The sequence below is a fragment of the Haloferax larsenii genome (genome assembly GCF_024730625.1).
Lineage (GTDB): Archaea > Halobacteriota > Halobacteria > Halobacteriales > Haloferacaceae > Haloferax > Haloferax larsenii.
The window spans coordinates 212,364-225,270 of sequence record NZ_CP078064.1; the positions used below are offsets into that span (position 1 = coordinate 212,364).

The 12,907-nt window shown below is 53.8% G+C and carries 10 protein-coding genes; 7 read left to right on the forward strand and 3 right to left on the reverse strand.

Annotated features, from left to right (window positions below; all coding sequences use genetic code 11):
• Positions 1-52 precede the first annotated feature (52 nt).
• The gene (locus tag KU306_RS16865; RefSeq protein WP_258303457.1) at positions 53-406 is read left to right on the forward strand and encodes a hypothetical protein; all 354 of its coding nucleotides are present in this window, start codon (positions 53-55) and stop codon (positions 404-406) included.
• Here KU306_RS16865 and KU306_RS16870 read toward each other — a convergent pair.
• Entirely contained in the window at positions 390-3,239 is a 2,850-nt protein-coding gene (locus KU306_RS16870) for a UvrD-helicase domain-containing protein (protein ID WP_258303458.1), read from the reverse strand. The genes KU306_RS16865 and KU306_RS16870 overlap by 17 nt on opposite strands.
• Positions 3,236-5,824, reverse strand: a complete 2,589-nt coding sequence (locus KU306_RS16875; protein WP_258303459.1) for a PD-(D/E)XK nuclease family protein — start codon at positions 5,822-5,824, stop codon at positions 3,236-3,238. Before KU306_RS16875 ends, KU306_RS16870 begins: the two co-directional genes overlap by 4 nt.
• A 96-nt stretch (positions 5,825-5,920) precedes the next feature.
• Between KU306_RS16875 and KU306_RS16880 the strand changes: the two genes are divergently transcribed.
• Together KU306_RS16880 and KU306_RS16885 are read left to right on the forward strand one after the other, a co-directional pair.
• Positions 5,921-7,093 carry a hypothetical protein gene (locus KU306_RS16880; RefSeq protein WP_258303461.1) on the forward strand — a complete coding sequence of 391 codons (1,173 nt, stop codon included), beginning with the start codon at positions 5,921-5,923 and terminating at the stop codon, positions 7,091-7,093.
• Positions 7,090-8,424, forward strand: a complete 1,335-nt coding sequence (locus tag KU306_RS16885) for a hypothetical protein (RefSeq protein WP_258303462.1) — start codon at positions 7,090-7,092, stop codon at positions 8,422-8,424. The genes KU306_RS16880 and KU306_RS16885 overlap by 4 nt, the downstream gene beginning before the upstream one ends.
• A gap of 421 nt (positions 8,425-8,845) precedes the next feature.
• Here KU306_RS16885 and KU306_RS16890 read toward each other — a convergent pair whose 3' ends face one another.
• A complete protein-coding gene (locus KU306_RS16890; protein ID WP_258303463.1) occupies positions 8,846-10,045 on the reverse strand; it encodes a site-specific integrase in 1,200 nt (399 codons plus the stop codon).
• 244 nt (positions 10,046-10,289) lie between these two features.
• Here KU306_RS16890 and KU306_RS16895 point away from each other — a divergent pair, with 244 nt between their 5' ends.
• The 4 genes from KU306_RS16895 to KU306_RS16910 all read left to right on the forward strand — a co-directional run bounded on the left by KU306_RS16895 (position 10,290) and on the right by KU306_RS16910 (position 12,830).
• Entirely contained in the window at positions 10,290-10,904 is a 615-nt protein-coding gene (locus KU306_RS16895; RefSeq protein WP_309138756.1) for a TetR/AcrR family transcriptional regulator, read from the forward strand.
• Positions 10,905-11,019: 115 nt separating this feature from the next.
• Positions 11,020-11,412, forward strand: a complete 393-nt coding sequence (locus KU306_RS16900) for an avidin-fold protein (protein WP_258303465.1) — start codon at positions 11,020-11,022, stop codon at positions 11,410-11,412.
• Positions 11,413-11,626: 214 nt separating this feature from the next.
• Positions 11,627-12,160 (forward strand): hypothetical protein, encoded by a 534-nt coding sequence (locus KU306_RS16905; RefSeq protein ID WP_258303467.1) that lies wholly within the window; start codon positions 11,627-11,629, stop codon positions 12,158-12,160.
• Positions 12,138-12,830, forward strand: coding sequence for a DUF2306 domain-containing protein (locus KU306_RS16910; RefSeq protein WP_258303468.1), 693 nt, complete (start codon positions 12,138-12,140; stop codon positions 12,828-12,830). The genes KU306_RS16905 and KU306_RS16910 overlap by 23 nt, the downstream gene beginning before the upstream one ends.
• Positions 12,831-12,907 lie beyond the last annotated feature (77 nt).

The following is a 12,907-nucleotide window of genomic DNA, read 5'->3' on the forward strand; positions in this document are numbered from 1 at the left end:
GCCTCCACCAACTGACCAATATTATTTAACTTGGCCGACCCGTGTTTTGCTTATGCCGACTGAAGATGATCTGGATTTTCCTCCTCAATCTATCGAGAAAAATGGCTATCACTGGGAACGAGCTAAGCTTGACAAAAACAGCTATCAGTGGGTTCGGGAGATGTCGGACGACGAATATTCTTGGGACTTAGAGGATGTTTCACTCGTTGGTACTGACGTGCCGATACGAGCCGTTTCACTCCAATCTCTTGACGGTGAGTGGCAAGTTGAGGCCAGTGAAACCGCCGGGCCTGACTACCACCGACCCGGATTCACAGAACTCATCAGTGCGGAATTTTCCCACTCAACGTCCGACCTTGCTGAGGCTCGAAATATAGTTCACCAGTTTATTAATCAGCTCTCCTAGTGACCCGCTGAACAAGATTTGCTAAATCTGTTTTCGATATCGGATCGATCTCAACACGCGCTCCTTCAGCGGTATAGAAGATCCCTGCAGTCACGTCTCGGTCAGGGAACCACTCGTCCAACACGTGATAGTACACGCTGAGTTGCTTCCGATACTCATCCTCGGCGTGCCGTCCGAGGTCGGTCTTGAAGTCGATGATCTCGACGGTATCGGGACGAATGTGAACGAGGTCGACGATTCCCGAGATAGTGACCTGCTCGCCGTCGACAGTGAGCGGGAGGTACGCATCCTCCTCGACTCGCAGCTCACCGTTAAGCGAGTCCAGGAACGATTTGATACGACGCTCGTCGTCGTTCGAGGGCTCGACGTCACCCTCCAACACGTACCGCTCGGCGAACTCGTGGGTCTGCGTTCCGAACGCGGTTCCCCTCCCGTCGTCGACGTCCTCGAACACATCGTCGCGCATGAGCGTGTGCGGCGAGTGTCCGACCGAACCGTCCGGCGTCGGCACAGCAATCTGCAAGTGTGCCTGCGTTGTCTCACTGACGTCGGCTTCCTGAACGTCGGGTTCCAGTTCCTCGAGGTCGACCGGAAGCTCTTCGATGAACGTATTCGGGGATTCACCCGCAGCGAACACGAGATGGCTCTCAGCCCGCGTCATTGCGACGTAGAGCAAGCGCCGTTCCTCGTCGTACCCACGCGGCAGGCACTTCCGGAGGACGTCACTCCGCCAGTTGTCGTGAATGTGGGGATACCCGTGGTCGTCGGCGTAGACCTTCCGCTGACGGAGTCCGATCGGATCGTCGAACGTGATCGCGTTACTGTTCCCACCCGACGGTGGGAAGCGGTGTGAGTTCATGTTCGCGAGAACGACGATAGGGTGTTCGAGTCCCTTTGCTGCGTGGATGGTCTGGACCGTCACCGAGTTCATCCCGGCGCTGGCGTGGACTTCGTGAGTGCTTCCGTCCTCAATGCCCCGTTCGATGAACCTGACGAGGTCACCTCGTGTCAACGTCGTCGCGCTGTGGACAGACTGTATCGTCGTCAGCAGCACGTCGGCATACGCCCCGTCGTAGTCGTACTGGGAGAACACGCGCTGGGCAACCCCACCGACCGTCTCCAGTGTTCCAAGCTCCGACTTGAACGTCTGCATGTTGTCGGGGTATTCCTCACTCTCAAGGACGTGTTTGACTTCATCGAGCGTGTAGCCAGCTTCCTCGAGGACGACTGCCCACCCTCGCTCGACGTCTGATTCGAGAATCCGCAACCACGCCAGCAGAAGCTTCGCTGGGTCAGACCGGAACAACTCGATGCCACCCTCGTACGCCATCGGCAACCCGTACTCCTCGGCGACAGAGAGGAGTTCCCGGCCGAAGTCACGAGTCCGGGTGAGGACGGCGATATCACCGTACTCCGGGAGGCGAAGTTCGTCATCCTCTTCGACCTGATACGCGTCGTTCCCGACGATCTCCTGTATCTTGGTCAGGACGGCCTCGTGTTCGTCTTCGTGTTGAATCGCCTCGATGCGGGAGTTCTCGTGCGCGGCGTTCGAGGAGAGCGACACGATGCGGTCTCGGACGGCTGCCTCGTCGACATCGTCCTTGCTCGCAGCGGGCGTGACCAGACTGTGCTCGGAGAAGTCGAGGATGGCCTGCGTCGACCGGTAGTTCTCAACGAGTTCGATATCGATGATGGGTCGTGTCGCCCACGACACTCGCTCGTGGTCCTCGTTGAGTTCGTCGACGAATCGGTCCAGTCGGGACTCAAACTCGGTGATGTTCTCGACGGCGGCGTACTGGAACGAGTAGATGCTCTGCTTCCAGTCGCCGACGACGCAGACGTTGTTCGTGTCCGCGAGTAGGAGTGCGAGTTTGAACTGGATCTCGCTTGAGTCCTGGAACTCGTCGATCATCACGTACTCGAACGCGACGTCATCGCGGAGTCGGTGGTCGTCACAGAGCAGGACGAACGCGAACAGTTGGAGGAAGCTGAAATTGAGGTAATTCCGACTGAGCGCGAACTGCAGATACTCGTGATAGACGTCGTGGACGAAGTTCTTGAGGCCCGCTCGCTGTTCGTCAAACGCCAGTCGTGCGACGGCAGTGGGAACTTGTTTCTCACCCCATCCGCCACGTATCTCGTCTTCCTCGGGCGCGTCTGGGAGGTAGCACTTGTCGTTCCCGTAGCCCCCGAGTTTCGAGCGCAGCTTGGACTGCTTGTTCCCATCGTTCCGGGGCTGATTCAGTTCGACGAAAATCTCGCGGAACGCATCGAAGTCACCGTCCAGATGCCGCTTGCCGTTCCGGTACCAGCCATCAGCCGTCGGGAACACACCCTTCGCTGCGAGCTGATTGATCAACCCGAGGAGTTCGACTGGCTCCTCGACGGCGCGGAAGAAGTCGTCGTACTCGGGGTGGTTGTCGCTGAATCGACGGATGAACTCGCGGAACTGCGCCTTCTCGACGTTCTCGTCTTCGAGGACGCGTGTGGACCCCGTAATCCGGTCGTCGATGCCGAGAAGCGTCGGGGCCTCGAAGCCGTGTTCCATGAGGATGTCGTGACAGAGGCTGTGGAACGTCTGAATCGGCGCGTCAGCGAGTTCACGCATCCCGTAGTCACAGTTGGCGACGATCCGCTCTCGCATTTCCGTCGCCGCGTTGTTGGTGAACGTCACGAGGAGGACGTCCTCCGGCTCGACGTCGTCTTGGTCGACGATCTCTGCGTATCGACGGGTGACAGTGAACGTCTTTCCAGTCCCCGCGCCGGCGTCGACGACGTGGATGCCCTGTGTACTGTCGATGAGCTCTTGCTGTTGGTCGTTCGGCGCGGTCATCGCGAACCACCCTCCAGGATGCAGTCTCGGTTATCCACGTACCGATAGTTCGGGTCGCCGCCGAGTCCCTGAACCGGGAAGCGTTCGTCACCGGTACGGCGAGCGTTCAACTCCGAAAGACGATCTTGGACGAACTGCTCGAACGCGTCTACATCGCCCGCGAAATAGTTCTGGTTGCGAATACGGAGTAAGTGTCTTAGAGCCTGCTTACAACCCTTCTTTACGTACTTGTAGTCCCCAACACTCTGCTTCATCTGCTCCGTCAAGAGGCGGGCAAACGCGGATTCCATGAGTTCACCCTTGTCTCTCGTCTCCGGGAACTCGTGTACATCCAAGAACGCCAGATACTCCTCGTACTCCACCTGAGAGAAGGTCTTGTTACAGTCGTTCGCCGCTTCTTCCTGTAATTCGGTGAAGGTGTCTTCTCTCGCGATGTATCCCTCATACGTAACGGGATAATACGTTACTGTCGTCAAACAATTCTCGAGAGACCTATCCCCAGTCACCACATCGTCGAGCGTTTCGAGGAAGTGGAAGAACGTGAACTGGAGTTCCTCACCCGGATGCTCAGTACGCTGGTGAGCGAGATAGAGGAGTGCTTGAAAATTCGGTTTGTCGCTTGGGGGGTCAAGCGCTGAGTGCTTGACGACGGAGTATGCCGACTTCTTTGCGCCACTCTTGTAGTCGAGGAGTCGAGTAGAGCTGTGAACGAGGTCGATCTTCCCCTTCAATCCGAGGTCGGTGTTCTCGAACCAGCGTTCGGTGATTGACGAATCGATGGGTTGGTCGTAATACTCCGCGAAAAAGTTCTTTCCCCTGCCACTATCCGGCGTCCTGAATCCCCCGCTTTGAGGCGAGTTTGCATCAAGAAATTCGACGATGGTCTGGAGGCCGATTCGGTACTTGGTGAGTCGGACCTCCCGATCGACGCCCCGGAGGAACGGGTCAACCTCATCGAGCATGACTGTGGCGACCTCATCGAGTGTGTCCGTCGTGATGACGTCCGGATGTGAGACGTAGAACTCTGCGAAGTCGTGGAACAGGTTCCCTTCCCTGAAGTGCTCCTTGTCGGGGTTGTCGACGAGTCGACTGAAGAAGTAATCGCGAGGTGAGTTGACGTAGGTATTTAGACTCGACTGGCTCAGTGCGGTGACTTCCTCAGGCGAAACGTCGAGCGCTTCTCGCTCGAATCCGTCCTGCGTTGGTCGAAACGCTCGTGAGTGCTGTAGTGAGTCCAGGTCACTGAATCGGTCGAAATCCTCGTCGAACAGTTCCTCGAAGTACAAACACGGGGTGACTGGCGACCCACCGTTGGTATCCTGTACGAGGTAATACTGGTCGACACCGTTCTGCAAGAGGAGCTGGAACTGTCGGATGTTCCGCTCGAACTCCTGGTCTCGGTCAACCCACGGGCGACGAGGCGATGAATGTGTCCACCCTTCGTCGAGGCCGAGGTAAAACACGACGGCGCGGTCGACGTGCGCGGCCGATTTCGCATCGGCCAGCAGGATACCTTCGTTTTCGCGGTCCACAGGCACTTCGTAGGACTGCAGATAGAACTCGAGTCGGTCAACTGCTGGTTCGGTGACGACGTCGTCGAGCAGGCCGAGCGTCGCGAGTTCGTCTCTGAACGCGTCGATGGTTGTGTCCGTGACCGCCTCGTATGCGTCGATGGCTTCCTCGAACGTGCTGGTGCGAATCTCGTCACGGAATTCGAGGAGCCAGTCTACTTCCGAGTGGTCGAGATCGTAGAGACGCTTCTCGTCGTGCTCGATATCGATGGGCATCCCGAGCTGGGTGAGGAGTGGTCGAACGTCGCCAACCCGCGTATCTCGGCCAGCGTGCGCACTTCGAAGCAACTGCAGGAATGCTCGGTGACGTGCATCGTCGGTGAAGCCTGGACCACCGTAGTATGGAATATCTGCAGCTTCTAGCGCCGATTCAATGAGCGAGGAGTACTGACTGGCTGCATCGAGGACGACAGCCACATCTCCGGCGTTTTCGGGGGTGACCGTGTCGAGGACAACGTCGACGACTGCGGCCGGCGAATCGAGAATTCGGAACGGTGGATGGTCGAACGACTCTTCGGTGAACGGGTCGACCGTCTCGTAGTCTGGAGGAAGGATCGAGCGTTCGAGTTCAGTGAGCTGCTTGAATCCGACGACGGCGACCGACGTGTCGGCGTCTATACTGTACTCGGTGAGGCGCGTGGACGTCGTGTCCATATCGGCGATGCAGTCGACAGCGGTGTGCGTTGCCGTCGTCGCGAACTGTTCGTAGTCGAGAACAGCCTCAGACGTCCCCTGGTACTCCCAGCATTGGAGGATGTTCCCGACCGCATACGATGTCTCCTTCCAGTTGAGATCCGTCGTCTCGATGATTTCGAGAAACGCGAGTCGATCCTCAGCCTGTTCTCGGCGTCGAGCCGCCAGGCGCCGTGGGGTAATCGCGAACGGCCCGAAGTGGGGTTGGTCGAGACGTCGGTTCAGGGCGCTTGCCATCGGCGCGTCCGGCACGAGCACAAGGTCGAAATCCTTGCATTCCTCGTAGAGAGAATCGATAGACTTCGCTCGTGTAATTGGCACGGATTATCGGACTCAAGTAGGTTGTAAATATGTACCGCTGACAGAAGTTCCCAATCTGACAAAGTATTAAGTCAAGCAGACATAATTTTGTCGAATATGTCTATCCCAGACCCTGACGTGATTCTAAAAGATGTTCCTGAAAACTATGAAAAGTACCGAGAAGATTGGACGGCAAACTACGAAAATAAATTTCGTAGTGTCATGCAGAAAGCCGACTCAGATACCATCTCTCTGATTGTTCAGTTGTCACCAGTTGATGAAGAAAGTAGTGGAAGTCTATTTGAGAACATTCTCAGAAACAGGAAGCAGTCAGCACTACTTTACACAATATACCGATTCATATCGGGAAGGAAGCTCGCCGTTAGGGGTTTAGCCAAGAAGAAAGGAGAGACGATAGGAAGAGGAGAGGAATTCGCATATGTTCTTGAGAAAATTGCAGATGGAGACGACGATTTCTTATATAAGTTAAATTTGTATGACGTCTGGACTGCATCAAGTGATGTTTTTGCTTACGCAGTAGAAGATGAAGTGCCTACAAATTATCTTCAAACCATCGAAAACGAGTTCTCTGCAATCAGATACACACTTGCAAGGAAAACTCGGAGCAACAACTACACCCATGACGAGCGGGATCAGATTGAGCTTGAGAATGGTCATTTATTAAATATCAGTAGACAAACTTCAGATCAGGCTAAAAGAGATTGGTCTGGTAGACAGCGAAGGCGCAATGTCTCAAACGTCTTCATTGAAGTCAACGAGAAGCGGAACCGAATTCGTATCGCTACTTCGAACACTAATATTCGAGAAACGCTTAGAGATAAGCTTCAAGATGTGTTGGACGTCTTCTTGTACGATCTCGAAACGGATGTAAGCAAAGCAGATGTTAACAAAAAGAGATTTGAATCAGAGTTGATAGAGAACTCTGATAATTCAGCGAGAATATTAGCAGCAGAGTTCGAGCGGAGCAACATTTCTCCAGCCCTACCAATTAAAATATCAAAGAAATCATATAATAGAGAAATTCGCCCGATAATCCAGTCAATGGAACCGGAGATCATCTCAGTTGAATTGGATAACGTGAGCAAATTATGGGTAGAGGTGAAGGGTCAAGAAGGATCCATCAACTTCGAGCAGTCTGTTCAGCTGGGATTCTTCAGGCTCGACTCCAATGTAGACTCACAGCGGGAGGATTTACAGCAGGTCTTCAGAGACCAATTTGGAGAGATATTTGGAGTTCCGGTTGACAAAAAATCCCCCTTCACTGGGTGACTGGAGATAGGGAATCGTTCATTGCCTCGATTCTTAAGAACCCTTCAGAATACGACTCTCGACGGTTCCCGAATCAGGATCTCACAGAGAAACTTGAAAAATTGGGGATCATCGACAGACGCACAGTCATCCAAAAGAAATGCGTTGACTGCGGAAAAAAAGACAACCGACCACTAGACGAGTGCCAGAGTTGCGGTGGGAATCTTCAAGAAGTCGCGCGCTACCGTGTGCCTCGCACATCTAAACCTGGTGTCCGTGAGTTCATCAAGGGAATACTAAAGCGAGAAAATATAGAATACCTAAGCAAGCACACAGAAAAGATCTTCCAGACAGAGTATGAGTTCTTGCGAGTCAGAGTTCAGGGGAAAGAAGTCGACATTCACCTGAATACTAGAGACGTGAACCTCACTGAGAACGCAGTGGAGCACCTACAAAAAAGTCTAAATCCAGTTTTGGTGGTCAACCCAGGGGAGGTGAAGAACATGCATCTAATGGATGAGGGACTTGCCTCAACATTAGACTTAGCTGAGCTGGTCGATTTAGAACTAGCGGGCGATCTCCCGAAGGACTACATTGGCAAAGAGCTCGAGAAAGTAGCTCGCTCAACTGAAGAATTAGCCTCCTCAAATGCCAGGACTGCTTTCGGAAATATGCTTGAAATGGTCTCTGATCCAGATAGTTCTGATTCAATTCAATTTGAGCAAGAGTTATTCCACATATTCAATCAAATAATACCGAATACACAGCAGTGGGGCAGCAAGAGGCAAGGAAACGTCCCAGATGGATTTTCAGAACTGATCTTTGATACGCATCAGGGAACATATTTCCGGTCATTCACCTATGACTCAAAGTTCACAGAAGACGTAGATCTTAAACTGGATACCGATGAAACGCGACGCCTAAGAGGATATGTCCACAGAATAATCGGCTCGGAAGAATTCAAGAGCACAAAATCAGAGCTCGGTCAATTCATCGTGATTACGAACGCTGGCGACGGTGGAATGAATGTTGTAGCCAAACGGCTTAATCGGATGCAGAAGTGGAATGGATACCCAGTATTCATGCACGCTTCTTTCCCGATGGCTCTTCACGTAGCGTATAACGAGAACGTGAAACTCATTCGTAACAACTTGGATGAATTCTATGAGCAACTATATCGGATACTGAACGGTGGAAAGCTGTACCAGACTGAGAAAGAAGATCTTGAATTCTATGTCTCGCTTAATGATGAAGATGTTGAGACCCTCATGAGAAACTTTTCTGAGAATATTTCCGAATCTGGGCTTGAAATCAACGAGCTTAGAGAGTTGGAGAAGGATATCTTCCCTTAGAAGCTGAAAATCACATAAATTCTCCTGTCCGTCCACAGTTTCGGCGTTTGGATTCCGTTGCGTGGCTTATTTTCACGCAGATTAGGTTTGGTTAGGCTGTCGTCTCGTGATTTTCGAATTTGCCACAGTGAGAAAGCTTGGAAAGGTTTTCTGAGAGACATGAAATCGAAATCGATAGACTGCTCCTATTTCAGTCTCGATATGCTTGAACAGAAGGCACGCAACACTGCCATCCTCCGAGGTTGTGGGCCGTCGAGAGCACAGAAACTGTATCGCAGTATATAGTTTATTCGTGTTGCGCATTTTAACACAAGAATTGTCGTGGGTTTAGCAGACTCTCTCGATCAGCCGAACCCATAGATTACGACCTCCTGGCGGTATCGACATCTAATTTGGTCTTTCTTAGGACGGGAGGAGTGGATCAGGATTCAAACGCCGCTTCCAATTTCTCATACATCCTCCTTCGTCGTGCCTTCCGTTCTTGTTCCCTCGACAGGTAATTCCGCAGGACAACCTCCGTCGACGAACTGCCCTGGTCCTCAGCAACTCCCTCCAGACCCTCGAGAACCTCTCCAACAGCTTCCTGATATGCCGAGTACCAGAACCGACGACCCATCTTCGGCGTGGGTGTATCCCCATCGACAACCACTCCACCAGTGTCAGCAAGCTGTTTGAATCGACGACGTATCGTACTAACTGACACGTGGCCCGTCGACGACGACCGAGATGGGAACAGATACCCGTTCCACGTCTCACGGTCAGAGAGCGTATCAATCCGATCAGCGACGACATCCACGCCATACAACAGCGTCACCTCACCAGGGCCATTCTTGCGCTCTCCATCACCGAACGACAGATGCGGGTCCTCAGCATCCAAGACCACTTGGTCGACGTGCAACGCGGCAACCTCCGACGGTCGTAACCCCCACCCGGCGAGCCCAACAACGAGCAACTCCGCTTCGGGCGAATCCACCTCACTGTAGATTCGACGCACCTGCGACGCCGACAATGCCTGTGGGTCCGGCTCACTGGCCTCCCAACCGAACTCTTCGCCAGCCTCCGAGAGCGGATTGTACTTCGCGTACTTTCGGCGCTTCACGAACGCATACCACGCTCTGGCGACGTGCAGGTACTCAAGCTTCGACCGATCGGTCGATAGCTCCTGTTCAAAGACGTCGAGGACGGCGAGACACCGTTCTATCTCTCGCGGCTGCGGGTCCATCTCAGACAGCGGTTCGAGCAACGCATCCGTTCCGTGCAGTTCTCGATAGGTCCGAACCCACTTGGCCAACCTCGTACGGTGGGTCTCGACGGTACTCTCTGCCCGCCCACCACGAGTTTGTATCGAGTTGAGATACACTTCTAGAGCGTTGACAGTATCTTCGTGGTCGACGTCCCATTCCCATTCATCAGATTCCTCGTCTTCGAGGCCGACGACGTTGACGAAGAACTGCTTGGGCGTGAGGTCGTGGTGCTCACGCAGTGCGTACGCAATCCCACTATAGCCGTGTTCGGTGAGCCAATCGTAGGTTGGAACGTCGCTGTCCTCGTCGAACCCATCGCGATATCGTTTCGGTGCGATGTCTTGCCAGTAGACGTCGACGAGTTCGTCGAGGCTCATTTGCGACCACTTGTAGCGACGACTGCGCGTCTCTGAGTCCGTTGATTCGTCGCCGCATTGCTGGCTAATGGACTGCTTTGTCATGCTGATTTACTGTCCAAAAGGCCGTTTGCCGTGTTTCGGGACGATTTTGAGCAAGTGAATTTCATTGGTCTCTGCTGTTTTTCACAGCAAAATAATACTTTGGCTTGTGCGGGAGTGGTCTCTGGAGCCCTCGCGTTGTCCGAGCGAACGCAAGCCTCAAATGAGTAAGTGTTCACTAAGTAAATTAGTGTCTGAATCCGTCCCCACCGATACGCAAGCAGAAATCACGAATGCGGTGCGCAAAGCACTCGCTAAACACGGGTACGCGCGTCTCACCACTGCGAAAATCGCCGCTGAAAGTTCGAAGACAGAGGCCGGTCTATATTACCACTATGACTCCAAAGATGCCATGGTCGTCGCCTTCCTCGATAGTGCCACAGGATTCCTCAAACGGCAGCTAAAAGAACTTGAGGCGACTGGCCCCGAAGCCCAACTTCGAGAAGCCTGCGACAGGCTATTCGTGAAGTTGGAGGACGAACCGCAACGACGAACCAACATCGCTGTGATGGAGTTGCTCTCTCACGCACCATATAACGAGACGCTCCAAGGGCCACTTCTCGAACTTGAATCGAGTAACCTCGAAGTCCTGCAAGGTATTGTCGAAGACGGCATCGAACAGGGAGTCTTCCGCGAGGTCGACGCTCGAGGGGTCGCGGCGTTCCTCCTTGCTGCGGCAAGCGGGTCAACCGGATTTTATCTTGCACTTGAAATGGAAGAAATCGGTGCTCCTCTCCACGCACAGGCCACGTCGTATATCGACTCACTGCGAGTGTAACCGTGATGGATTACTCTAGACGAACGTTGCAAAGGGTTCGATGGCGTAGGTTCACGAATTCGTTGCCCCCTGTCACATCGACGAGTTATATCCAACCGAGGGTGAGACTGGATCGATGAACGAAGATGAGACGTACTCGGAACTGTCTGTCGATGGTCGTGTATTCAAATCGGTCTCGAACGACGCCGACGGTGATGTTGGTGGAGAAACCTACTTCTGGTTCGAACAGACTGACGACCTGATTCACGCGCGGTATCACGGTGGGTCGGTTAGACTTGGACACCTCGTTGGCCACCATCTTGGCGACACCCTCGATTTTCGCTATACGCACGTGACTGTTGATGGTGACACAGCGACGGGCCATTCCGTTGACCGTATCGAATCCTTGAACGATGGCCGTCTCCGGTTACACGAAGATTGGGAGTGGGACTCGAAACCAGGCTCTGGCTCAAGTGTCCTCGAAGAAGTCCCCGAGCAACAAATTCCATCGACTGAGGAACCACTCTAAGCCCATCTCGTTCGTGTTGATTCCGGACTACTGACCAACTGGTACTGGACAGGGATGAGGTTCGCAACCCTGCCCAGAGGCTTCGACACATGGTGGGTGTCTCTGAAGGCTGTTCGACTACCGAAACACCACGTCAGCGTTGTTATGTACCATTCAATCACTTAGTGAGTGTTCACTAAGTAGATTTATTATCCTCCTTCTCTAGCATCAGTTGATGACCAATACGACAGAGTCGATACGTGACGTTGGCCAAGTCCACACCCAGTCGCTCGCCACGCGGATCAAATCCGTTCCCGTCCTCGCTTGGATAGCCGCAGCGATTGGTGGCTTCATCGGGAGCGTCCCACTCGGTCTGATGATGCAATACGGGAATCCCGAACCTTTGATCGCGCTTGCCCTTCCAATGATGTACGGACTTTCCGGGCCAAACTTGGTTTCCGGGTGGGCAATACATCAGTTCCATGGCGTTGCACTCGCAGTGATGTATGTCGCGGCTGTCCAATGGCAGCCACTCACGGAGTACGCGAAAACGATTCGTGGGGCCGTGGCCCTTGCCGTGGTAGTCGGCGTTGTCTCGACGGCGCTGCTCTCGGTCCTCTTAATGCCGCTCTGGCTTGGTGCGATCGGGTATCCATTCACGCCGGCGTTCCCCGACCTTGCGATGCCCGAGAAGCTCTGGAGTGTTCTCGGTCACGTCATCTACGCGCTTCCTGCGACACTCGGATATGCACTCGTCGCGAGGCGGTGAAGTCGTGATTGCCGAAGACATTACTCTTGGACTCCACATTATCGCCGGGTTCGCTGCGCTGTTCGCCGGTGCTGGCGCGTTCGTGACGAAAAAGGGTGGGTACCGGCACCGACGCCTCGGTCGTGTATACGTTGGCTCGATGGCGTTCGTTTCGGCCTCGGCACTCGCGTTGTTCGTGTTCGACCCGAATCCGTCCAGGCAATTCCTCGGGCTCGTTGCGGTGTTCAGTTTCTACTTCGTCTTTTCGGGGTACCGCGTCCTCTCACGCAAGCGAGTGACCGATAGTCCCGCTTTCGTCGATTGGGCAGCGACAGTGCTACTCGTCGGCGCTGGTGTCGGACTGAGTGCGTTTGGGGTAACTCAGCTCTTGTCTGGAGCGGGGTTCGGAACGGTCATGCTCGTGTTCGGTGGTATCGCCCTCGGGTTTGGTGGCAACGACATCCAGCAGTTCCGCCGAGGTGTGTCTGACCCCCGTGCGTGGTTCTACGGCCACCTCTCGCGGATGGCGGGTGGGTACATCGCGACGGTGACTGCCTTTTCCTCAGTCAATTTTACGTTCCTACCGTCGGTGATCAGCTGGCTGTGGCCAACCATCATTGGAACGCCGCTCATCTTCTTACTTGTACGCCGGTATCGGACTCAGTTTGAAAGTCGTACCGTCAGTAGTTGAGCGAGGTTTGGCTGGAAATATTCTCTTGTGTATGGGTAGACATCAAAAGTCCCTAGTTAGTTCTTCGAGCTTCTACA